The sequence below is a fragment of the Gordonia jacobaea genome (assembly GCF_001186365.1).
Classification (GTDB): domain Bacteria; phylum Actinomycetota; class Actinomycetes; order Mycobacteriales; family Mycobacteriaceae; genus Gordonia; species Gordonia jacobaea.
The window spans coordinates 356,982-378,833 of the sequence record NZ_LDTZ01000016.1; the positions used below are offsets into that span (position 1 = coordinate 356,982).

At 64.9% G+C, this 21,852-nt stretch carries 30 protein-coding genes; 20 read left to right on the plus strand and 10 right to left on the minus strand.

Features of this window, described 5'->3' with window-relative positions:
- Genes ABW18_RS10335 through dtd form a run of 4 tightly spaced genes read right to left on the minus strand, consistent with a single transcriptional unit; the run spans position 1 to position 2,595 of the window.
- The gene (locus tag ABW18_RS10335; RefSeq protein ID WP_231894363.1) at positions 1-1,038 is read right to left on the minus strand and encodes an EAL domain-containing protein; all 1,038 of its coding nucleotides are present in this window, start codon (positions 1,036-1,038) and stop codon (positions 1-3) included.
- Positions 1,035-1,208: a DUF1059 domain-containing protein gene (locus ABW18_RS22375; protein ID WP_064870713.1), complete on the minus strand. Its 174-nt coding sequence runs from the start codon at positions 1,206-1,208 to the stop codon at positions 1,035-1,037. Before ABW18_RS22375 ends, ABW18_RS10335 begins: the two co-directional genes overlap by 4 nt.
- Positions 1,208-2,092 carry a formate dehydrogenase accessory sulfurtransferase FdhD gene (fdhD, locus tag ABW18_RS10340; protein ID WP_049698880.1) on the minus strand — a complete coding sequence of 295 codons (885 nt, stop codon included), beginning with the start codon at positions 2,090-2,092 and terminating at the stop codon, positions 1,208-1,210. The genes ABW18_RS22375 and fdhD overlap by 1 nt, the downstream gene beginning before the upstream one ends.
- Before the next feature lie 53 nt (positions 2,093-2,145).
- The gene (gene dtd / locus ABW18_RS10345) at positions 2,146-2,595 is read right to left on the minus strand and encodes a D-aminoacyl-tRNA deacylase (protein ID WP_049699049.1); all 450 of its coding nucleotides are present in this window, start codon (positions 2,593-2,595) and stop codon (positions 2,146-2,148) included.
- A gap of 129 nt (positions 2,596-2,724) precedes the next feature.
- Between dtd and ABW18_RS10350 the strand changes: the two genes are divergently transcribed.
- Positions 2,725-3,582, plus strand: a complete 858-nt coding sequence (locus ABW18_RS10350) for an LLM class F420-dependent oxidoreductase (RefSeq protein ID WP_049699050.1) — start codon at positions 2,725-2,727, stop codon at positions 3,580-3,582.
- A gap of 68 nt (positions 3,583-3,650) precedes the next feature.
- Here the strand turns inward: ABW18_RS10350 and ABW18_RS10355 are convergent, their stop codons facing one another.
- The 3 genes from ABW18_RS10355 to ABW18_RS10365 form a co-directional block, all read right to left on the minus strand.
- A complete protein-coding gene (locus ABW18_RS10355) occupies positions 3,651-4,046 on the minus strand; it encodes a phage holin family protein (protein ID WP_049698881.1) in 396 nt (131 codons plus the stop codon).
- An 87-nt stretch (positions 4,047-4,133) separates the two neighbouring features.
- The gene (locus ABW18_RS10360) at positions 4,134-4,478 is read right to left on the minus strand and encodes an iron chaperone (RefSeq protein WP_049698882.1); all 345 of its coding nucleotides are present in this window, start codon (positions 4,476-4,478) and stop codon (positions 4,134-4,136) included.
- A gap of 37 nt (positions 4,479-4,515) precedes the next feature.
- Positions 4,516-5,847, minus strand: a complete 1,332-nt coding sequence (locus tag ABW18_RS10365) for an inorganic phosphate transporter (protein WP_049698883.1) — start codon at positions 5,845-5,847, stop codon at positions 4,516-4,518.
- A gap of 379 nt (positions 5,848-6,226) precedes the next feature.
- On the opposite strand from ABW18_RS10365, the gene infA reads away from it, so the two are divergent.
- The 8 genes from infA to truA all read left to right on the plus strand — a co-directional run bounded on the left by infA (position 6,227) and on the right by truA (position 11,035).
- Complete coding sequence (gene infA / locus ABW18_RS10370; protein WP_005170487.1) at positions 6,227-6,448, plus strand: translation initiation factor IF-1; 222 nt, start codon at positions 6,227-6,229, stop codon at positions 6,446-6,448.
- 87 nt (positions 6,449-6,535) lie between these two features.
- Positions 6,536-6,649, plus strand: a complete 114-nt coding sequence (gene rpmJ, locus ABW18_RS22380) for a 50S ribosomal protein L36 (RefSeq protein ID WP_005207978.1) — start codon at positions 6,536-6,538, stop codon at positions 6,647-6,649.
- A 274-nt stretch (positions 6,650-6,923) separates the two neighbouring features.
- Positions 6,924-7,292: a 30S ribosomal protein S13 gene (gene rpsM / locus ABW18_RS10375; protein WP_005207979.1), complete on the plus strand. Its 369-nt coding sequence runs from the start codon at positions 6,924-6,926 to the stop codon at positions 7,290-7,292.
- Positions 7,292-7,699 carry a 30S ribosomal protein S11 gene (gene rpsK, locus ABW18_RS10380; protein ID WP_005207980.1) on the plus strand — a complete coding sequence of 136 codons (408 nt, stop codon included), beginning with the start codon at positions 7,292-7,294 and terminating at the stop codon, positions 7,697-7,699. The genes rpsM and rpsK overlap by 1 nt, the downstream gene beginning before the upstream one ends.
- Positions 7,700-7,723: 24 nt before the next feature.
- The gene (gene rpsD / locus ABW18_RS10385) at positions 7,724-8,329 is read left to right on the plus strand and encodes a 30S ribosomal protein S4 (RefSeq protein WP_005207981.1); all 606 of its coding nucleotides are present in this window, start codon (positions 7,724-7,726) and stop codon (positions 8,327-8,329) included.
- 75 nt (positions 8,330-8,404) lie between these two features.
- Complete coding sequence (locus ABW18_RS10390; RefSeq protein ID WP_005207982.1) at positions 8,405-9,457, plus strand: DNA-directed RNA polymerase subunit alpha; 1,053 nt, start codon at positions 8,405-8,407, stop codon at positions 9,455-9,457.
- Between the two features lie 60 nt (positions 9,458-9,517).
- The gene (rplQ, locus tag ABW18_RS10395; RefSeq protein WP_005207983.1) at positions 9,518-10,126 is read left to right on the plus strand and encodes a 50S ribosomal protein L17; all 609 of its coding nucleotides are present in this window, start codon (positions 9,518-9,520) and stop codon (positions 10,124-10,126) included.
- A 24-nt stretch (positions 10,127-10,150) separates the two neighbouring features.
- Positions 10,151-11,035: a tRNA pseudouridine(38-40) synthase TruA gene (gene truA / locus ABW18_RS10400; protein ID WP_049698884.1), complete on the plus strand. Its 885-nt coding sequence runs from the start codon at positions 10,151-10,153 to the stop codon at positions 11,033-11,035.
- 67 nt (positions 11,036-11,102) lie between these two features.
- Here truA and ABW18_RS10405 read toward each other — a convergent pair whose 3' ends face one another.
- The 3 genes from ABW18_RS10405 to ABW18_RS10415 all read right to left on the minus strand — a co-directional run bounded on the left by ABW18_RS10405 (position 11,103) and on the right by ABW18_RS10415 (position 13,313).
- Positions 11,103-11,603 carry a hypothetical protein gene (locus ABW18_RS10405; RefSeq protein WP_049698885.1) on the minus strand — a complete coding sequence of 167 codons (501 nt, stop codon included), beginning with the start codon at positions 11,601-11,603 and terminating at the stop codon, positions 11,103-11,105.
- A 41-nt stretch (positions 11,604-11,644) separates the two neighbouring features.
- Positions 11,645-12,220 carry a TM2 domain-containing protein gene (locus ABW18_RS10410; RefSeq protein ID WP_049698886.1) on the minus strand — a complete coding sequence of 192 codons (576 nt, stop codon included), beginning with the start codon at positions 12,218-12,220 and terminating at the stop codon, positions 11,645-11,647.
- Between the two features lie 82 nt (positions 12,221-12,302).
- Complete coding sequence (locus ABW18_RS10415; protein ID WP_231894362.1) at positions 12,303-13,313, minus strand: alpha/beta fold hydrolase; 1,011 nt, start codon at positions 13,311-13,313, stop codon at positions 12,303-12,305.
- A 274-nt stretch (positions 13,314-13,587) separates the two neighbouring features.
- Between ABW18_RS10415 and ABW18_RS10420 the strand changes: the two genes are divergently transcribed.
- The 11 genes from ABW18_RS10420 to ABW18_RS10470 all read left to right on the plus strand — a co-directional run bounded on the left by ABW18_RS10420 (position 13,588) and on the right by ABW18_RS10470 (position 21,754).
- A complete protein-coding gene (locus ABW18_RS10420; protein ID WP_414651976.1) occupies positions 13,588-14,418 on the plus strand; it encodes a DedA family protein in 831 nt (276 codons plus the stop codon).
- A 303-nt stretch (positions 14,419-14,721) separates the two neighbouring features.
- Positions 14,722-15,174 (plus strand): hypothetical protein, encoded by a 453-nt coding sequence (locus ABW18_RS10425; protein ID WP_197494628.1) that lies wholly within the window; start codon positions 14,722-14,724, stop codon positions 15,172-15,174.
- Between the two features lie 10 nt (positions 15,175-15,184).
- Positions 15,185-15,499 carry a YbaB/EbfC family nucleoid-associated protein gene (locus ABW18_RS10430; RefSeq protein ID WP_082938142.1) on the plus strand — a complete coding sequence of 105 codons (315 nt, stop codon included), beginning with the start codon at positions 15,185-15,187 and terminating at the stop codon, positions 15,497-15,499.
- A 132-nt stretch (positions 15,500-15,631) separates the two neighbouring features.
- Positions 15,632-15,940: a type VII secretion target gene (locus tag ABW18_RS10435; RefSeq protein WP_049698888.1), complete on the plus strand. Its 309-nt coding sequence runs from the start codon at positions 15,632-15,634 to the stop codon at positions 15,938-15,940.
- On the plus strand, positions 15,937-17,364 hold the full coding sequence (locus tag ABW18_RS10440) for a hypothetical protein (protein ID WP_235434345.1): 1,428 nt from the start codon (positions 15,937-15,939) through the stop codon (positions 17,362-17,364). The genes ABW18_RS10435 and ABW18_RS10440 overlap by 4 nt, the downstream gene beginning before the upstream one ends.
- Positions 17,365-17,426: 62 nt before the next feature.
- On the plus strand, positions 17,427-17,732 hold the full coding sequence (locus tag ABW18_RS10445) for a PE family protein (RefSeq protein ID WP_049698889.1): 306 nt from the start codon (positions 17,427-17,429) through the stop codon (positions 17,730-17,732).
- Positions 17,733-17,831: 99 nt separating this feature from the next.
- Positions 17,832-18,893, plus strand: coding sequence for a PPE domain-containing protein (locus ABW18_RS10450; RefSeq protein WP_049698890.1), 1,062 nt, complete (start codon positions 17,832-17,834; stop codon positions 18,891-18,893).
- Complete coding sequence (locus tag ABW18_RS10455; RefSeq protein WP_049698891.1) at positions 18,890-19,735, plus strand: ESX secretion-associated protein EspG; 846 nt, start codon at positions 18,890-18,892, stop codon at positions 19,733-19,735. The genes ABW18_RS10450 and ABW18_RS10455 overlap by 4 nt, the downstream gene beginning before the upstream one ends.
- 125 nt (positions 19,736-19,860) lie before the next feature.
- The gene (locus ABW18_RS10460) at positions 19,861-20,190 is read left to right on the plus strand and encodes a WXG100 family type VII secretion target (RefSeq protein WP_049698892.1); all 330 of its coding nucleotides are present in this window, start codon (positions 19,861-19,863) and stop codon (positions 20,188-20,190) included.
- 102 nt (positions 20,191-20,292) lie between these two features.
- The gene (locus ABW18_RS10465) at positions 20,293-20,589 is read left to right on the plus strand and encodes a WXG100 family type VII secretion target (RefSeq protein ID WP_049698893.1); all 297 of its coding nucleotides are present in this window, start codon (positions 20,293-20,295) and stop codon (positions 20,587-20,589) included.
- A gap of 208 nt (positions 20,590-20,797) precedes the next feature.
- Positions 20,798-21,754 (plus strand): cation diffusion facilitator family transporter, encoded by a 957-nt coding sequence (locus ABW18_RS10470; protein ID WP_049698894.1) that lies wholly within the window; start codon positions 20,798-20,800, stop codon positions 21,752-21,754.
- Positions 21,755-21,852: the final 98 nt, after the last annotated feature.

Consider the following 21,852-nt stretch of genomic DNA (forward strand, 5'->3'; position numbering starts at 1 on the left):
TCATGGCACGTCGCAACACTTCTCGTCGATCGGCGGCACGATTGACGCGCATTGTGTTGTGCCGAGCGACATCTCGCTCACCGCACCTGGCCGCGAGGTGGATCGGGCCTCGCTTGCGTCGAGCAGAGCTATTGCCGCGACCTCCGGGTTGGCGTCGAAGATCGTCCGCAACACGGCATCGTCGGAGTCGGCGGATGCCGTCTGGCCCGCTTCGATGAAGGGTGCCACGGTCTCTCTCGATTCGCACAGATCGCGCGTCCGCGTCTTGAGCAGCGGATCGATTCCAGTCATCGCCTCGGCCGGTCTTCCCAGCAGGTATCCCTGTCCGAGCGGCACCCCGAGCTGGCGCAACCGATGGAGGTCATCAGATGACTCGATGCCCTCGGCGATCAACCAGGCGTCGATTCTGCTGGTGAATTCGCCGAACATTTCGACGAGCGCCGACTTCGCCGGATCGCGGTGCAGGTCTGCCACAAGCGAACCGTCGAGCTTCACGAAATCGGGGTGCAGCGTCAGGATGTGGTGCATGCTCGCGTATCCCGCGCCTGCGTCGTCGACAGCGACGAATCCGCCGAGCTCGCGCACTCTCGCGATGGCAGCAGCAACCTGGTCGTAGTCGGTGACGATGGCGTGCTCGGTGAGCTCGAATACCATCCGGTCGAGCGGGCCGACCTCCAACAATTTCTGTATGGCATTGGAGAGCAACACCTCGGGGGAGATGTTCACCGTCAGAAAAGTCCGACGCGGCAGCGAGGCCCTTGTCGACAGTGCCTTTTCGAGGACGAGTGCACTGAGGTCGGCCTCTCGTCCGATGCGGGCAGCCGCCGCAAACCACTGATCGGGGCTGACACGCGGTTGCGCCGAGAACCTGCTCAGAGCTTCGTAGCCGACGACCCTCAACTGCGGTAGATGGGCGATGGGCTGGAATACGACCGTCGGGGCCTGAGCCGAATGGATCAGAGCATCCACTTCACGCTCTAGCTCCGACTCGACTCGCGCCCCCAAAGACTGTGTGTTGGCGCGGTCGGAGGAACTCATTGATCAACAATCACTTCACGGACACGAGCGACTGTTGTCGGGGACAGCTCATCGAGCCCGTGGTCGTCGGCGGCATGCGCGGCGACACGGTCGAGAATTTCGTCCTCGGTTGCCGCCTCGAACGTTGCCTCGCAATTCGGAATGACCGCACCACACCAGAAGCTCTTCATCACGTCCCTTTCTGATTGGTCGCAATTGAGAATTCTTCATGGGAGCCCGCGTCGTTACACGAGACGCGATCGGCACGGCTGTACAGGACCATCGACTCGCCCCGAACAAACCCGGCAAGGGTCAGCCCCTGCTGCTCGGCGAGGTCGGCGGCCAGCGACGACGGCGCCGAGACCGCCGACAACATCGGAATGCCTGCCATGATCGCCTTCTGCACCAGCTCGAAGCTTGCACGCCCGGACACCTGGAGGATCTGTCCGCGCAGGGGGAGCAGGTCGCGTGCCAACGCCCACCCGATGACCTTGTCGACGGCATTGTGGCGCCCGACATCCTCGCGGACCACACGCAGCTCACCGGTGCGACCGTCGAACAGAGCCGCCGCATGCAACCCGCCTGTCTTCGCGAAGACCTTCTGGTGCTCGCGAAGGCGGCCGGGTAGATCGAGCACGGCGTCGGCGTCGACGATCAGCGGATCGTCGGAGACGTCGAAACGCGAACGCGTCGTGACGGATTCGATGCTGTCCTTGCCGCAGACCCCGCAGGCACTCGAAATGGTGAAGTCGCGCGACAGAGACGAATCGGGCGACGCGACGCCAGGCGCAAGCGCGAGATCAAGCACGTTGTACAGGTTCACCCCATCGCTCCCGGCGCCGGCGCAGTAGCGGGCCGTGAGCAGGTCCTCCGCTCGAACCAGCACGCCCTCGGAGACGAGGAATCCCGACGCGAGTTCGACATCGTGTCCCGGGGTCCGCATCGTGACCGCGAGCCGTTCGCCGTTGACTCGCATCTCCAACGGCTCCTCGACGGCCAGCACGTCGACGCGCGGTGTTGCCTGCGCACCGCGACGGACGCGAGTAACGCGACGTCGTGCTGTGATCCGGCCCATGCAAACCACGGTATCCGGTGGTCGGCGACTCGCCCACCCGATCAGCGGCTCCCTCAGACGTCGAGAACGAGCGTCACCGGGCCGTCGTTGACCAGCGACACCTCCATGTGCGCGCCGAAACGACCCGTCGCGACGGTCGCTCCGGCTGCACGCAGTTCCGCGACCACGGCGTCGACGAGCGGTTCGGCGACCGGGCCGGGTGCCGCGGCGTTCCACGAGGGACGTCGACCCTTGGCGGTGTTGGCGTACGAGGTGAACTGGCTGATCACCAGGATCGGAGCGTCGAGGTCGGCCGCGGAGCTCTCGCGTCCGTCCGGACCGTCGAGGATGCGTAGCCGCCAGATCTTGTCGGCCAGCTTCGTCGCGTGTGCCGGAGTGTCGTCGTGGGTGACCCCGACGAGCGCGACGAGACCGAAGCCGCCGGGCGCGATGTCGAGTTCGCCGACCGTCTCGCCGTCGACGGTCACCTTCGCCTGACTTGCTCGTTGGATCACTGCACGCATGCCGACCAGCATCACAGATCGGCCGCACCCACCCGCTGCTGGGCGAGTACGTCGGACATCAGATGAAGATCTGGTGACGACTTCGACGCGTCGGAATACCGGCGAGCGGAGATGAGGTTCGCTGTGAACATGACCGCTTCATCCAGGGCAGCGCAGACCAAGGCAGAACACATCGCCAAGTTCGGCACCTACGGCGCGTGGGGTTGGTTCAAGCAGTTCTCGCCAGACGAGGCACGCCAGATCGAAGAGCTCGGATACGGGACCATCTGGCTCGGTGGATCGCCCAAGAATCTGCACCCCATCCGCACGATCCTCGAGGCGACCGAACACATCACCGTCGCCACCGGAATCGTGAATATCTGGAACTCCGTCCCGTACGTGATCGCCGGTGAGTTCCACGCACTCGAACGCGACTTCCCCGGCCGTTTCTACCTCGGAGTCGGTGCCGGGCATCCGGAGGCGACGTCGGAGTACACGACGCCGTTCAAGGCTGTCGGACGCTACCTCGACGCTCTCGACGGCAAGCAGGTTCCGCCCAACCGTCGACTGCTGGCCGCACTCGGACCGCGCATGCTGCGGATGTCGGCCGAGCGGTCACTGGGCGCCCATCCCTACCTGACCACTCCCGAGCACACCGCCGAAGCCAGGAAGATCCTCGGACCCGACGCCTTGCTCGCTCCCGAGCACAAGGTGGTGCTGACCGAGGACGCCGACGAGGCACGTGCCGTGGGTCGCCCACCCGTCGACCAGCCGTACCTGCATCTGAGCAACTACACCAGGAACCTCAAGCGTCTCGGGTACACCGATGAGGACATTGCCGACGGGGGCAGTGACGCGTTGATCGACGCCCTCGTCGCGCATGGCACCCCAGCGCAGGTGAAGGCTCGACTCGACGAGCACCTTGCTGCGGGCGCCAATCACGTGACGATTCAGGTGCTCGGTTCGGAGACGCCCGTCGAACAACTGGCCGCGATTATCTCGGCGTAGCAGTACCCAAGACGATCACCTGCGCGGTGCCGGCGAGGCTCGACGACACGCTGGGCGCACGCGGTCAGCTACCGCACAGGCTCCTTGAGCACCATTGAAATCAGCCAGCTGACGATCGAGATCACCAGCGCGCCGAGGATCGCTGCCCAGAAGAAGCTGTCGACCTGCAGACCCCAGTGCGTTGTGTTGTGCGTGATCCACGAGGTGATCTGGAGCATGAACGCATTGATCACGATGTGGATCAGACCGAGGGTGAGGATGTAGAGGGGTATCGAGAAGAGCTGCACAATCGGCTTGATGAAGGCGTTCACCACACCGAAGATCAGGGCGACGAGCACCACGATCCCGAATTTTTCCCAGCCCGACGCGTTGTCGGGGAACTGGAAGCTCAGGCCGGGCACGATCAGAGTGGCGACCCAGAGCGCGACACCCGAGAGTGCCGACTGGAGCAGAAATGCACGCATGTACAAGATCTTGCCAAATTCGGACAGGTTGGCGCGCGGTGTAGAGCGGATCTGTGGTGCACCCCTGGTGGTGGATGTCCCTTCGGCTCACCCGATCTGATCGCGGCGTGCGGTGACGAGGGCGCGGATGGCGTCGTCGGACGGGGGATCAGACGGTTGGAACCGTATGGTGCCCTTGTCCATGTCGAAGCCCTCGAGTTGCGGAGCCGCTGCCGAGACCGCTTCCGGGCTGAACGGATAGATGCCGATGTGCTTCTTGGCCCGCATCACCGACAGCAATGGTTTGCCGTGGTAGGTCAGAGCCGGCATGCCGTAGCCCTTGCCCTGCTCGGCGTCGGGGACGACCTCGCGGGCGATCGTGTAGATGTGCTCGATCACTGCGCAGTCGGTGTCGTCGTCGAGTTCGGCCAGATAGTCGTCGATGGTGCCCATGCCTCAGCGTGACACGTCGCCTTGCCCGATCGCGTGACTACCAGGACAACTCGGGGACCTGGTCGGCCGTCACCTTGTTCAGCTCCTCGAGTTGTTTCCGCTGCTCGGCTTCCTTCGCGGCCTTGGCGTCGTCCTTACCTGGTGCGTCGGCGTCACCATCCGATTCCGTCGTGTGGGCGTGAGGGCGTCGTGGCTTGCCGCTCGGAATGATCGAACCGGCTCCCGCGAGCATCGGGAATTCCTCCTCGGCTTCTTTGTCGAGGTCTGCTTCGACGTCGCTCGCCGTGGGCGCGGCGCGCAGCGATTTCCACAACAGCACGAGCAGTCCAGCGATGAGTACCGCGAGGACGATGGTCGACGCCGCGAGGCTCGGCAGTTGGGTGAGGCCGTAGACCGCGGCTGCAACGATTGCCGCGGCAGGCATGGTGACGACCCACGCGACCACCATCTTGCGGAACACCGACCAGTCGACGGTGCTGTTGCGGTTGGTGGTGCCGACTCCCGCGACCGCGCCTGCGACCGTGTGGGTTGTCGAGACCGGCGCGCCGAGCGCCGTCGAGCCGAAGAGTGCGATCGCCGCACCCGTTTCGGCGCAGAAGCCGCTCACCGGGCGCAGTCGGGTGATGCCGGTGCCCATCGTCCGGACGATGCGCCATCCACCCGACAGTGTTCCGAGTGCGATGAACAGATAGCAGCCCAGCGCCACCCAGTCGGGCACCGGAAGCGACGAACCGGTCTGGGTGAGGTGGCCGGTCGACACGAGAAGGCCCGCGACGATGCCCATCGTCTTCTGGGCGTCGTTGCCGCCGTGGGCAAGCGAGATGGCTCCCGACGATGCGAGCTGAAACCACCGGAACAGCTTCTCGGTGCGCAGGACGGGTGCGCGGAAAAGGACTGCGCGCAGGATGAGCATGAGCGCACCGCCGAGCAACAGACCCGCGAGTGGCGAGATCACGATGAACGCCGCGGTCTTCTCGACGCTCGACGCCTTGATCGCGTCGATGCCGCCCTTGACCAGAGCGGCGCCGATGAGACCGCCGATGAGTGCGTGCGACGACGACGTCGGAATCCCGAGGTGCCACGAGAGGAAATTCCAGATGACGGCGGCGAGCAGGGCGGCGAACACGACGGCAACGCTGTAGTACTGCGACTTGACCGTCTCTCCGACGGTGTCGGCGACCGCGGTTCCGATCACGAAGAACGCGAGGAAGTTCCACCCGGCGGCCCACACGACTGCGACCTTGGGCTTGAGGACGTGTGTCGCGACCACGGTGGCGATGGAGTTCGCCGAATCGTGGAATCCGTTCGTGAAATCGAACAGCGCCGCGAGCGCGATGATGCCGACCACTGCGAGTGTTGTGAGGTCCACTCAATCCAGAGTGATCGTCGACCGATGCCGGATGGGGTCTGTGGCCGCCCGATCCGGGACTCTTCGGACGGTATTCATCCCGCGGTCACCCCAGCGGACGATTTGTCGGAGTCGCGTCTGGGCGGCAGTCGTCGTGGGTTTGGACTGTTAGGCCAGTTCGCGTACGATTGAACGTCGGTGCGCTTGTCGTGCCGGTATGCGCATGCCATCTACCCGATGAGCGCGGCCGGAGACATCGCTGCCAGGCTCTCGCTCTCGGAGCGGGTGTCAACACACTAACGGATAAACACTGATTCAACCGGGCAGTGGGGTGAATCGTTCGTCCGGGCACTTGTTGCCCTGCGAGCGGATCGCGACACCGCCGAGGATCGCGGAGGACATGGCGAAGAAAGACGGGGCCATCGAGGTCGAGGGACGGGTTATCGAACCCCTGCCCAATGCGATGTTTCGCATTGAGCTGGAGAACGGTCACAAGGTTCTCGCCCACATCAGCGGCAAGATGCGGCAGCACTACATCCGCATCCTGCCCGAGGACCGGGTCGTCGTGGAACTCTCGCCGTACGACCTCGGTCGCGGGCGCATCGTTTACCGCTACAAGTAAGACTTCCCGGCCGAGACCGGTCCGGGACAACCCTCGTGTGGTGCGGCCATTCGGTCGTGCCCACGGGCGACAACAGGAGAGATTGACGTGAAGGTTCAGCCGAGCGTCAAGCCGATCTGTGAAAAGTGCAAAGTGATCCGCCGTAACGGCCGGGTCATGGTGATCTGCGAGAACCTGCGCCACAAGCAGCGTCAGGGCTGATCACGTCCACGGTCGTACGACCGCGGAGCACCCCACCAGATCGCTTGGTGAAACACACAACTGAATACACACACCAGAGCTGAGCAGAACTTGTGAAGCCCTCCCAGCACCAGCGGCGACAGACGCGTCACCGCCTACCTCCGGACTGTGTCACGCGGACCACCGCGAGACACCGCGCAGCGAGTACAACTCGCTTCGTGCAGAGGCCGGAGCCCCTCGCAGAGTAGGGGACGGACCGGGAGAAGACCTCTGAAAAGTAAAGGAAATCCGCCACATGGCACGTGTTGCTGGTGTCGATCTTCCCCGCGAGAAGCGGCTCGAGATCGCACTGACCTACATCTACGGAGTTGGGCGTACCACCTCCAAGGAGATCCTTGCGGGCACCGGGCTGAGCCCCGACCTGCGCGCCAAGGACCTCACCGACGCAGACGTCACAAAGCTGCGTGAGTACATCGAAGGCTCGGTGAAGGTCGAGGGTGACCTGCGCCGCGAGGTGCAGGCCGATATCCGTCGCAAGATCGAGATCGGCTGCTACCAGGGTCTGCGCCACCGTCGTGGCCTGCCCGTCCGTGGACAGCGCACCAAGACCAATGCCCGTACTCGTAAGGGCCCGAAGAAGACCATCGCCGGGAAGAAGAAGTAATGCCTCCGAAGTCACGTAGCGCAGGCCCCAAGAAGGGCGCACGCCGTCGCGATAAAAAGAACGTCCCGCACGGCAACGCACACATCAAGTCGACGTTCAACAACACCATCGTGTCGATCACCGACCCCAACGGCAATGTCATCAGCTGGGCATCGTCGGGTCACGTCGGCTTCAAGGGCTCGCGCAAGAGCACCCCGTTCGCGGCTCAGCTCGCGGCCGAGAACGCTGCGCGCAAGGCCCAGGAGCACGGCGTCAAGAAGGTCGACGTGTTCGTCAAGGGACCGGGTTCGGGTCGCGAGACCGCCATCCGGTCGCTGCAGGCAGCCGGCCTCGAAGTCGGCACCATTTCCGATGTCACCCCGCAGCCGCACAACGGTTGCCGTCCGCCCAAGCGGCGTCGGGTCTAGCGGGAAAGGGAGGAAGAGAAAAACATGGCTCGTTATACCGGCCCCGCAACAAAGAAGTCCCGTCGTCTGCGCGTCGACCTCATCGGAGGCGACCAGGCGTTCGAGCGTCGCCCCTACCCGCCCGGCCAGCACGGCCGCTCGCGGATCAAGGAGAGCGAATACCTGCAGCAGCTGCAGGAGAAGCAGAAGGCACGCTTCACCTACGGAGTGATGGAAAAGCAGTTCCGTCGCTACTACGAGGAAGCCAACCGTCGTAACGGCAAGACCGGCGACGAGCTGCTGCGCATCCTGGAGACCCGTCTCGACAACGTCGTGTACCGCGCCGGTCTGGCACGTACCCGTCGTCAGGCACGTCAGCTGGTCACCCACGGCCACTTCACCGTCAACGGTGTTCGCGTGGACGTCCCCAGCTACCGCGTCAGCCAGTACGACATCATCGACGTTCGTCCGAAGTCGCTGCAGACCACCCCGTTCCAGATCGCCAAGGAGCTCGTCGGCGATCGTCCGGTTCCGGGTTGGCTGCAGGTGGTTCCTTCGACGCTGCGCATCCTCGTGCACAACGTGCCCGAGCGCGCTCAGATCGAGGTTCCGCTCACCGAGCAGCTCATCGTCGAGTTCTACAGCAAGTAAAACCAAGCAGCACAAGCTGTTTCGGTCCACTTCTAGGCCGTCAAATAGCGGTCGGCCACAAGGAGAAATCAAGAAATGCTCATCTCACAGCGACCAACCCTCACCGAGGAGATCATCGCCGACGACCGGTCGAAGTTCGTTATCGAACCGCTCGAGCCGGGCTTCGGCTACACCCTCGGTAACTCGCTGCGTCGTACCCTGCTCAGCTCGATTCCGGGCGCTGCGATCACCAGCATCCGCATCGACGGAGTTCTGCACGAGTTCACCACCGTCCCCGGCGTGAAGGAAGATGTCACCGACATCATCCTGAACCTCAAGGGCCTCGTGGTGAGCTCCGAAGAGGACGAGCCGGTCACCATGTATGTGCGTAAGCAGGGTCCGGGCACCGTCACCGGTGCTGACATCGTGCCGCCCGCCGGCGTCACCGTGCACAACCCGGATCTGCACATCGCCACCCTGAACGACAAGGGCAAGCTCGAGATCGAGCTCGTCGTCGAGCGGGGCCGTGGTTACGTGCCTGCCGTGCAGAACAAGGCGTCGGGAGCCGAGATCGGCCGTATTCCGGTCGACTCGATCTACTCGCCGGTGCTGAAGGTCACCTACAAGGTGGAGGCCACCCGCGTCGAGCAGCGCACCGACTTCGACCGTTTGGTGCTCGACGTCGAGACCAAGAACTCGATCAGCGCTCGTGACGCCCTGGCGTCCGCGGGCAAGACCCTGGTCGAGCTGTTCGGTCTGGCTCGGGAGCTCAACGTCGAGGCTGAGGGAATCGAGATCGGGCCGTCGCCTGCGGAGGCTGACCACATCGCGTCGTTCAGCCTGCCGATCGAGGATCTGGATCTGACCGTCCGTTCGTACAACTGCCTCAAGCGCGAAGGTGTCCACACCGTCGGCGAGCTGGTTGCGCGTACCGAGTCTGATCTGCTCGACATCCGCAACTTCGGTCAGAAGTCGATCGACGAGGTGAAGGTCAAGCTGCACACCCTGGGTCTGTCGCTCAAGGACAGCCCGGCCAGCTTCGATCCGTCGCAGGTCGCCGGTTACGACCCGGCAACCGGAACGTGGTCGGACGACGCGTCTTTCGACGCTGACTCCGGTGAGGATTTCGCGGAGACCGAGCAGCTCTAGTCGCTGCGACTGCCAAACCTGACTCGTCGAGCGATCGCCGGGTCCTCCTAGGAGAAGACAATGCCCAAGCCCACCAAGGGTGCCCGCCTCGGCGGGTCGGCCAGCCACCAGAAGGCGATGTTGGCGAACCTTGCCACCTCGCTCTTCGAGCACGGCCGCATCACCACCACCGAAGCAAAGGCCAAGCGCCTGCGCCCGTACGCGGAAAAGATCATCACCCACGCCAAGGCCGGCAAGCTGGCCAACCGTCGTGAGGTCATGAAGGACATCCGCGACAAGGACGTCGTCCACACGCTGTTCGCCGAGATCGGCCCGTTCTTCGCGGACCGTCCGGGCGGCTACACACGCATCATCAAGACGATCAACCGCAAGGGCGACAACGCCCCCATGGCTGTGATCGAGCTGGTGCGCGAGAACACCGCGTCGACCGAGGCCACCCGCGCCACGCGTGTTGCTGCGTCGAAGAAGGCCGCTGACGAGAAGGCCGCTGCTCCGGCAGCCGAGGCCGACAACGTCGTCGAGGCCGTCGCCGACGAGGCAACCCCGGCACAGGTCGAGAACGCCGAGGCCGTGGCCGAGGCTGTCGACGATGAGTCGACGGCTGCCACCGCACCGGAGGCCGAAGCTGCTGACGCCGACGTCGACGGTGACAAGGCCGACGACAAGTAGGTCGGACGGCTGAACACGCCAGACATGAACGGACCCGCCACCACACCAGGTGGCGGGTCCGTTCGTCTGCGTTTCGACATCGGTTACGACGGAACCGATTTCGCTGGGTGGGCGCGACAGATCAGCCAGCGAACGGTATGTGAGGTCGTCGAGACCGCATTGTCGACGGTGCTGCGGGTACCGGTCCGGCTGACCGTCGCCGGCCGGACGGACGCGGGGGTCCACGCCACCGGGCAGGTCGCGCACGCCGACATTCCCGTGTCCGCGCTCGACACGCGTTCCATCGACGGCGACCCCGGGCGCCTCGTCGGACGACTCGCCAAGATGCTTCCCGACGATGTGCGCGTGAAGCAGGCCGCGCCGGTCAGTGAACACTTCGACGCACGGTTCTCGGCGCTGCGGCGTCACTACCGGTACCGACTCTCCGACGCGGTGTTCGGTGCCGAACCGGTGCTCGCGCGCACCACCGCGGCATGGCGACGGCCGCTCGACGTGGAGGCGATGAACGCGGCGTCGTCGGTGTTGTTGGGCCTCAACGATTTTGCCGCATTCTGTCGACGCCGCGAGGGCGCGACGACGATCCGCGATCTACAACGGTTCTCTTGGTCGCGCGACGCAGAAGGCGTGCTGATCGGCGAGGTCAGCGCGGATGCGTTCTGCTGGTCGATGGTGCGCTCGCTCGTCGGCGCGGTGGCGTCGGTGGGGGATGGTCGGCGTGACGTCGACTGGTGTCGGGCGCTTCTGGGCGAGCGTGAACGCAGCGCGAAGGTGCCGGTCGCCGAGGCGCGGGGCCTGTGTCTCGTCGGCGTCGACTACCCGGCAGCCGACGAGCTGGCGGCGCGCAATGCGATCACCCGCGACGTGCGGGTCACGACAACCGAAGGCGCACAAGGATGTTGCGGCGACTAGTTGGCGGGAGCGGCGGTGTGTCGATGAGTGACCGGCCCCGGCAGTCGAGTGCCGCTACTGAGTGCCGCTACGCCGAATATGCCAGTGTCTGCGCGTAGTTGACGCGCGCCCCGAGATCGGCGACGGCCGCGCGGGAGGTGACCGGGATCGCGGCGGTGTAGGCCACCGGTCCGGCAGAGACGGTGATCTGCACGAACCCGACGGTGCGCTCCTCCTTGACGAGGAGGAACAGCAGACCGAGTCCGCAGAACAAGACGGCTGTCACGATTGCCACGATGAGAGCCCACTGCGGAATCTCATTGGTGGTGCGTGACATGTCGACGAAGCTCCACCGCGATCCGGCTAGGGGTGCGTTGCCCGCAGGCGTGATGACCTCGCTGCGCGTGCAGTGGATGTCGCCGATCGAGACGAGGATCGGATCGCCCGGTGGCGGTGGCGGTATCGGTGGGGCAGCGTAGTTTCCGGGGTCCGGTGTCGGCGGCATCTCGACGCCGCTCCATCCAGGGGCGCCCGATTCCTGACCGCGAGACTTCGACAGATCGGGTCGAGGTGCGTCCGGGTAGCTCACTGGGTCACCATCCTCACTATTTGATCACCTTCACTTTGGCATCAAGGTTGGAGTTTGTATCCGTTCGAGTCGCGGACACTGCCGGTGAAAATCATGATGGCGTCGACGAAGGCCCAGATCCCGACCGCGGGCAGAATGAATATGCCGATGAACATGAACATCGTGACCCACCCGACGACCGTCAGCACGAGCTGCGCTGCGCCGATCCCGGTGTATCCGAGGTAGAACCGTCCCGCGCCGAAACTGCCCAAGAACAGTTGAAGTAGACCTGCCGCGACCTTGGACCTGTTCGAGAGGCGCTCACCCGTGTAGGGGTCACGGCCAAAGGGCGCCATCGGGTCCGGGGCGCCGGGGTAACCGGCATGAAATCCGTAACCGGGGACCGCGTATCCCTGAGCGCCATATCCCTGACTTCCATATCCATGGGCGCCGTATCCCTGGGCGCCGTAGGCGGGACCGTATTGGGGCGAACCCGGGGTTCCGTTCTCGTACGGGAGGGGGAGGAACTGGTCGCCGGAGGCGGCGGGGCCGAACGGTGAGGGAGCGCCGTACGGCGACGAACCGAAAGGCTGCCCGTTGCCGCGGGCCTCCTGGTTCGAATTGTCGGGAAAACTCATGGCGCCAATCCTCGCACGGACCCCTGACAGGTGTCGCTACGCGGTGTAAACGACTTGGCGTATGTCGGTCGGTTGGCCGACCTCAGGTTGCGCTGCGCTCGTCGTCGATGGCGTCGAACACTGCCTCGACGGTCTGTTCGTCGCCGACGATGTCGGCGCTCTTGCGGCCCTCGGTCATCAGCCTGCGCCAGACCTGGGAGTCGAACTCCATGGGTTCGTTGCGTTCGAGGAACTCCATGACGACCTGCACGAAGCGCTCCGGGTCGTCGTGGAAGGGGAAGTGACCCGAGCCATGGAACGTCGACATCTCGCTGTGGCCGATCGCGGAATGCGCGAGCAGGGCGTGTTCATAGGGGATGACGGTGTCGTCGTCGCCCCAGACGATCAAAACGGGCAGGTACTCGGTCAAATAACATCGGTCCAGCATCGTGATCGATTGCCCTCGCCAGTCGACCACTGCCCGCAGGGTGCGGAGAAACGCCGCAGAGGCGGTGGGCGCCGCGAGGTCGCCGAGGACGCGTAGCAGATCCTCGTGGTCGTTGAGCATGCGCTTCGGTGACAGATCGTGCGGGAGGTCGGGGATTCCCGGCGGCGTCGGCGTCGCGGCGATCACGCTGGCACCAAATCGGAGTGCCGGCAGCACCCCCGGAACCCGTAATGCTGTGAGCGCGCTGTTGACCAGCGGCAACGTCACCAGCCGGAGAGCGGGGTTGACCTCCCGGCTGACACCGCCCGCCGCCACGAGGACGAGTCGCTCGACAAACCGGGGGAACTGATAGCAGAACTGCATCGCGACGCCACCACCGAGCGAGTGCCCGACGACGGTGACCTTGCTGATTCCCAGCACAACGAGCAGATCGCGCATCCCATTCGCGAACGCGGGCACAGAGTAGTCGGCGCGCGGCTTGTCCGACCGCCCGTGTCCCAGCAGGTCGGGTGCGATGACCGTGTAGTGCTGGGCGAGCATCGGGATGACTTCGTTCCAGGTGGACGAGTTGTCGCCGATGCCGTGGATGAGGAGAAGTGCCGGCCCGCTGCCCGCGATCCGATAAGCCCGCCGGTAGCCGTGGATGACCTTGTATTCGATGCGCATTTCAGTGTCAGAGACGGGGCGTAGATTCGCAGACGATGAGCCGCCGGAACGTTTGATTCCGCCGACTCGGGTCGGGGCTTCTGACACGACTGACTCCTCGCGTGATCACAACGGCGTGATGTTTGGGCTGGCGGCATGTGACCACAACGCCTTCTCTTCGAGTTAACACCCGATAGGCGCTGTCTGCCCACCATGTTGCAGCGAGTTAACGTGAGCGCAAACGAGTGGACTCGACCACATCGCGGGCGTCAAGGTGTCGATAGGCTTGCGGGCAATGAATCCGTTCGACATCGACGCGTTTCTGACCACGGGCGGGCTCGTCGGGCTGTGCGTGCTGATCTTCGTCGAAACCGGCCTGCTCATCGGCTTCGTGTTCCCCGGCGACTCGATACTCTTCACCGCGGGTGTCTTCGCTGCTCAGCCGGAACCCTTCGCCCCGCTCTGGCTGCTCTGCGTGGCGGTTCCGTTGGCTGCGATCCTCGGCGATCAGTGTGGGTTCCTGATCGGTCGACGGCTTGGGCGCGGCGTGCTCGAGGGGCGTCTGATGCGCACGATCGGACCGACCTACGTCGAGAGGACGCACCGTTTCTTCGACAGGTTCGGCCCGCTGACGGTGTTCTTCGGTCGGTTCATCGGGATCGTGCGCACGTTGACCCCGGTTGTCGCGGGCTTCAGCGGGATGCGCCACTCGGTGTTCACGTTCTTCAGCGTTCTGGGCAGCATCGTCTGGGCGGCGGGCATCATCGTGCTCGGCTATTTTCTCGGCTCCGTCCCGATCATCCGTGATCATCTCGAACTGATCATCGTGGCGTCGGTGCTGACCGTGGTGGTCCCGACGCTCATCGAGGGAACACGACGGTGGCGCGCACTGCGTCGCCTGAAGGCGGCTGATGCGACCGCGACCGACGGCGCGCAGGTCGACGGCGCGCACGTTGGCAGCTCGAGGGTAGGTGCCTCAGGGGCCGATAGCCCCCAGGGTGGCCGCGCTGAGAGTGACGATGCGCAAGTCGGCGACTCGGCGATGCATCGCGCTGAGGTTGACAGCACTGAGGTGGATAGCGCTGAGGTGGATAGCGCTGAAGTGGATAGCGCAGAGGGTCGCTAGCTCGGCGGTCGATCGCTCGGAGAGCGGCTCCGACGTCGACGTTCGGCGGCACGTGGCCCGGGGTGTAGGCCGTTGGGGAGAGTCGCTGACCAGCGCCGCGTGGTGGCGGAACCGATCCCCTCGAAGTTGTTTACACGTTTGTTCGTTCTGAAACGTAAAAATCCGACAGAATGACTTATCCACAAGCACGCGTCGGGGTATGGCCGGGAGGCCCGAGGGGTGGCAATATCTCAACGCACAACGCGACGGACGACTGAGGTCAGGGGCGCGGTCGGTTGAGTCACGTACGGAGGCACAGGGGGAGTGCGGGATCAGATGGCAGTGCAGCACAACGACTTCGGGCAGCACAACGACTTCGGGAAACACAACGACTTCGGGCGCAACAAGGATTCGGGTTCGACGAGCGACCTCGATCCACAAGCAAAGGTTCCTGCAGCATTCCAAATGTCTTCTGCGCGATCACGATCGGGCGCAATCACGGTGGTGACCACACCACAGGGTCTGCCAACGCGTGTCCGCATCGACCGATCGCAACTCGAGAAGAGACCCGACGTACTCGCCGACGAGATCTTGCGGCTCTGCAGGCAATCGGCGATGGCTGCCGGTATCCGTTGGCGCGACGAGCTTCTCGAAGCCGGGGCCTCGCGCGACGTCGTCGATGCGATGGGCTTACCGACAGCCGACGACCTCTCCCACGCCGAGCAACTCGACGACGAGCGCGACGACGTTCCGGCGTCGTGGATGCGTCGAGTGTGAGGGGTATGCGATGACGGGTGCAATGGATGAACTCGAAGCGCGAGCACGGGCCCAACTGGGCCACCTCGCCGACTTCGGAGATCGGCTGGCCGCATTGAGCGTGCGGGAGAGTTCGCCAGACGGGCTGGTGACCGCTGAGGTCGACGGCAAGGGGGCGCTCACCGGTCTGTGGCTGGCAGAAGGCGCAAACGACCTCGGCGAGACGCGGCTGGGCGAACAGATTGTCGCTACAGCGCTTCTCGGCGCTCAACGTGCGTTCGCCGCGCGTGCGGCGCTCACCGAAGAGTTCACCGCGGCCTTCACCGAGCAACTCGAGAGTCGATGACCGACACCGACGCGACGTCGGCAAATTCGATGGAACCTTTCGGGTCGAGTGCCCGTCAGATCCCCGACGCCTCGAGACCGCCCAGACTCCGACAACTGTAAACCTGCAATCGTGCATCAACGAGGGGACCACATGGACAACGTGACGGTGACACCTGAAGTGCTGGAAGGCTTTGCGGCAACCAACGTGGCTATCGGCACGGCGGTTGGCGCGGCGGGCACGATCAACGCTGCTGCGAATACCGCTGCGATGATCGGGGTGTTCGGACTCATCGGCCAAGAGTTCTTGGCAGCTTTCATCACCGCCCAGGCCAACCATCTGGCCGCTGTCGGAAGCCTCGCGGCAGTCCATGCATCGACCGCAGCGAGCACGGTAGCCGCACTCGCTGAATTCGACGCAAACGACGCGGCCGGCGCAGCAGCAATTCGGTCGGTGCTGTGACCTCGCCGCAACCCGCCTCGGGTGGGCCGCACCCGCCCGGCGCGATCGATACATCGCTTCCAGATGTTCCTGCCATCAACGACATGTCGATCCAGGACATGATCGACGCCACGCCACTCGGACCGATCCTCGATCGGCCAGTTGGTGAGGTACTCGCCGGGCTCGGGCTGCCGCCGATTCCTCAGCTCCCGGCGTTGCCGCCCATGCCGGGACTTCCGCCGCTGCCGACGATCGACATCGGCATGCTGCTCAAACCGATCACCGATCTCCTGGGCGGTTTCGGAACCGGCGACCTGTCCGGCGCGCCGCTCGATCCGTCGATGATCTTCGATGGATTGTCGACGGTGCTCGATACCGCGATGTCCACCGCCACACAGGCTCTCGGTGTGCTCGATACGTTGTGGGCAGGTCAGGCGTCGCTGGGTGCGACGACGAAAACGGCGCAGGCAAGTGCCGACAGCGCCGCGCTGTCGACACAGGGCGGGGTGATGTCGATCGACATCCAGGCCGCGGCGGGGATCGTGGCGGCGGGCCTCGCGGCCGTCCAGGGCATCATCGCGGCGACGATCGGCAAGATCGCGGTCCTCGGACCTGGTCTTGTGACGCCGGTCGGTCAGGGCGTAGCGGTCGGATTCGCTACGGAGGGGCTGGCCGAGGCGACTGCGGCGGTTGCGGTGACTCGGGCCCAATTGCTCGGCCCCACAACGCAAATGGTCGTCAACGGCGCGCCGGTCAACGTGACCGCCCCGCCGACTGCCGCAACGTCGGCGGCGCAGTCACCGTTCGCGCTGGCCAGTTCGATCCTCGAGGCGGTCTCGCCACGCGTGTCCACAGCGACACAACTGCCCTCTACGTTGATGACACCCGTCAGCGAGATGCTCAGCATCGCCTCGGGCGACGGCGTCGACGCCGCCCGGCTCGAACACCTTTCCGCCGGTGGCGGTCCCGATCTCGCGGGACCGGGCGGCGGATCAGGTGACGCAACCGTCGGCGCAGCCGGAATGGGTGCGGGGGCACTGGGAGTCGGGGGTCTGGGCGTTGGGGGCATGGGTGCGGGATCGGCTCCTCTCGGGGCAGCACGGCCGGGAATGTCAGCCGGGATCGGGACCACCGAGCCGGCATCGCTCACTCCGTCGCAGACAACACGGGCGACCGGTACGACCGCCGCACCTTTGCCTGCATCGATGGCCCCGATGATGGCTGCAGGCGCGGCGCGCGGGGCGGCGGATGCCGCTGAGCACCACGAGATTCCGGATTACCTCGTCACCGAAGAGCACGGTCAAGAGGTGGTCGGCGAGTCGCGCGAGGTGGCCCCCTCGGTGATCGGCGATCAACCTGATCAACCCGAGCCATCGCCGACTCCTGACATCGAACTCCGCCTCCTGTGGCACGACTCCGACCTGGAGATCGAGCCACGGAGTTGATCAACCTTCTCGCCAACGACCAATGATTCACGACCAACGTCCGAGACACCTGGAGGTGTGCCGTGCCCGATCCGAAACTGAGCGTCGATCCTGACGAACTCATCACTGCCGCAAAAGACCTCGACCTGCTGGCCGATCGAGTCGAACGGTCGTTGATCGGTACCACCGACCGGCGGACGGTTACTCCGGCTGGTCGCGACGAGGTGTCGATCGCGGTCGCGAACTCCTTCGATGCCGTCGCGGGTGGATTCGACGCCGACGCCGCGTCGGGAGTCCTCGAACTACGCAAACTCGCCGCCACATTGCGAGCGCAGGCGACGGGGGTCGTCGACGCCGACGACGCAGTCGCACGAGGACTGCGCATCTGAGTGCCGCTACCGCGTCACCCGCAACAGTATTCAGCACGACAGAGCTGCCCTCGAACAACGGTGCAGCAGTGACCCTCTCGGTGGGAAAGGAGAAGTGCAGTGACCGGTTTCACCGGCGTTGTCTGGGACGCACGTACCACTGATCGGCTCGTCTCCGATCTCGCGTCCGGTGTTGGTCCTGCGCCCTTGATCGAGGCGGGGTGCGCGTGGGGTGTCGTTGCGACTGAGATGGGCGACGCGGCAGTCGAATACAGCGTCATCCTGGCGCGGTTGGGCGGATCGTGGCAATCCTCCCATGCGAGCGATGCGCTCGATCGGCTCGCCGCGTTGGGTGGCTGGTTTGCCGATGCGGCTGCGACTGCGGCGTCGAACGCTGTTCTGGCGCAGGGGCAGGGTGCGGCGGCAGCGGTCGCCCGGCTGGCGATGCCCGCTGCGGGGGAGGTCGACCTGGTCGACGGACTCAGCGAGCTTGCGAGGTCGGTGAGTGCGGTTGCGCCAGTCATCACGGGCGCTGCTGCCCATGCCGAGCGTGCTCGACACGATCAGCGCATGCGCGCGGCTCGGGTGATGGAGGCATACGAGCAGGCTGCGATGCCCTCTGCGCAACCGTGGCATGTCGATCGCCGCGCACCGCTGCTGGTCTCCGATGCTGCGCTGGTTGCCGAGCAGTCGGCGGCCCGCAGCGCAGCGGACGCCGCAAAGGCGCAGCGCCAGACGGGGACGCCGCAGATAGGAACACCGCAGACCGGGGCAACGCAGGTAGGCGGGGGCGGAATGCCGTTCGCGACCATGGCGCCAGCACCGGTCACAACCGGGTACGCGGCGACGACCCTCGCGTCGGCTCCGCAGGCCGCGGCCGCCGCTGCGCCGACACCGACGCAACGGCCAGTGTCGCCAGAGTCGATGCCACCGCCCGTCGCCCCCGCGGTTGCCGCGACGAACGAGCAGCGTGTGTCTCGCCCGGTATCCGTAGCCGCCGTTTCCGGCGAGCCCATCGGCGGCGCCGGGATTGCCCACGAGGCGCCGGCCACCTGGGCTGAGGCGGGCGTGGCGGTCACTTCGCAGGTGACGATCGACTCCGACGCCGAATCCGGCTCGTCGACAATAGATCCCGCCTATCTCGAGCAGACTCTTCGCCTCGGGGAGGTGTCGACGCGATGATCTGGACAGCAACTCGCGGTGGACGAGTGGATGTCGCGACACTGCGCAGAGTCGGTATGCGGCTCGGGGTTACCACCTGGCCGGTTGTCCTCGACCTGTTCGCCATCGACGACGACGCCGAGCGTGCGCGCGCCGCGGACATTGTGGCCGACTCCCGTATCGCAGAGCTTCGACTCATCGACGACCTCGGCGATCCAGCGCCGTGGCTTGTGGCGGCGTTGCGAGTACTCGCCCGGCCTGAGCGAGAGTTGGAGATACGAACATTCACCGAATCCGACACCATCCGTGGGTGTCTCGCGCGGCGCGACGGCGAGCATGTCTTTGCGGTCAGGCGCGGCGACACCATCGACATCACGGTCGTGGAACTCAACGACGGTGCCGGAATCTCGGCGCTGGTACGTCGGCATTGCACGGATCGCGGTGACGACGGAAGAGCTGACCGGTCCGTAGTGCCCGCGGAGCCGCTCGAATTCGGTGCACTCGCGTGTCCGTGCGACGAACTCGCAGATCGCCTGGGGCGCTGTCTGACCACCGGGGAGGTTGCGCGAACACTGACGCGATTGGGTATGCCGCCGAGCGATTCCGGCACTGTGGCACGTGCTTTCGCGACTATCGAGCGTCGTACAGAGATCGTCGCGGTCTCCCGGCGCGACGGCCTGCTCACGCAGTCCCCGGGAGCGCTCGGCGTCATCGACACGTCTCGCGGTCGAATCATCGCCGGTCCCAGTAGATCTCCCGACGGCAGGGTGTGGACCACGCTGTCGCCGGGTTCGGGTCATCGCATCGGCCAGGCAGTAGGTCTGCTGATCGAGACCCTTCCCGACGGCTGGTGGTCCCGGTGAACTCCGGGCCATACGTGCGGGAAGCGACATCGGAACCGATTCCGATCGTCGTGCACACCAGCGGTATCTGAGTCGCGGATACCGCGAGGCACCGTGATTCGGTGCTCAACCACAGGAGGATCAGGATGCTCAATCTCGGTGACAACAGCGGGGGGGCGGTCAAGGTCGACGTCGAATCGGCAATGGCCACAACGAAATCGGTTGCGGGGGTGGTCGCGGACATGCAGGAGACCATCGGCCGCATCGCACGGGCGTCGTCGAACGGCGCGGCGTCGTGGCAGGGCAAGGCGTCGGCGGCCTTCACCGATACCCACGCCGACTGGAACTCGTCGGCATTGGCGTTGCACAACGCGCTCGACGACATCCGGAACAAGCTCAGCAGCGGCTTCGCCGGCTACGAGGACAACGACGCTCAGGTCGCGAGTGGGTTCCAGCCGGGAGGTGTGCGGCTCTGACGTAGCCGCCACGACCAAACGATCTCGGACACAACGATATTCACGTTCGACACAACCATGCTCGAAAGCACTGGCCTCGAGCGATAAGAAGGGAATCCAGACATGGGACAGATCGAATACAACTTCGCGGGTCTCGGCGACCTCAGCGGCAATCTCCAGTCGGAGTTCGCGCGCTTGAGCGACCTCGCCGACGAACTCAAGCGGCAGGTCCACTCGCTCGACGGGAGCTGGACGTCGACCACGGCCAAGGCGTCGTATGAACAGGCGCAGGCGAACTGGGACCGCATCTTCCTCCAGTCGCGCGATCAGCTGTTCGGCCTCCACCGCGGCGTGCAGAACGCGTCGAACACGATGTCGGAGCTGGACGGGGCGATCGGGCGCGGTTTCGGCTCCATCTGAATGCGGCCGTCCTGGAAGGGGCGTCCTGACTGGGGGAGGCGGGGCGGTGTGGGGCCTGCGTGGTCCCACACCCACCCGCGTGAAACTCCGGCATGTTCGGTGCGGCGTAGTCGGTTAGAGTCTCAGGCGACAAGAGGCTCCGGCGACGCCTGTTCGACGGACGGGCAGTGGCGTCGATGGCAGGAGGCGCCGATGGAAGGACAACACGGTGTCGGCTGAAGGTTCGAAGAAGGCAATTCTCGCAGCGCTCGCTGCAAACGCCGGTATCGCTGTGGCCAAGTTCGTCGGATTCGCGATCACGGGATCGTCGTCGATGCTCGCCGAGGGTGTGCACTCGGTCGCAGACACCAGCAACCAGGGGCTGTTATTGCTCGGGCAGAAGCGCGCGAGCCAGGAAGCCGACCAGCTTCATCCCTTTGGTTACGGGCGCGCTCGATACTTCTATTCGTTCGTCGTGGCGTTGGTGATCTTCACGCTCGGTTCGATGTTCGCGATCTACGAGGGCATCGAGAAGATCACGCACGCAAACGATCACGGCCTCGAATCGCCGATCGTCGCGATCGTCATCTTGCTTGTCGCCATCTGCCTCGAGGGCTACAGCTTCACGACGGCGATGCGCGAGTCGCGACCTCTCAAAGGACGCGCGTCGTGGTGGCGTTTCATCCGCAACTCGAGGAACCCGGAACTCCCGGTGGTTCTGCTCGAAGACACCGGTGCGCTGATCGGTCTCGTGTTGGCGTTGCTCGGCGTCGGTTTGACCATGATCACGGGTAATGCGGTGTGGGACGGCATCGGAACGCTGGCGATCGGCGTCTTGCTCGGCGTCATCGCGATCGTGCTGATCATCGAGATGAAGAGCCTTCTGATCGGAGAGGGCGCGACGGTGGAGGAGGAGGCTGCCCTACGCGAAGCGCTTGAATCCGGTGGGGTCGACCGCGTGATCCACATGAAGACCCAGTACCTCGGGCCAGACGAACTCCTCGTCGCCGCCAAGATCGCGATCCCGGCGGGCACAGATGTCGTGGCGGTCGCGCACACCATTGACGACGCCGAGGCAAGAATCCGTACTGCCGTACCACAAGCGAGGATCATCTACCTCGAGCCCGACATCGATCGCGGGTCGGCTCAACCCGGTGCTGATCGAGCAGACACGTCTTCGCGTTAAGCCCTCACATTCCCGGCATTGTCGGTAGCGTGTGAATCCGCGATAACCGAAATGCCGGTTGCGTGAGAACACCGTCGAGTCGGGGGATGACAGTCCAC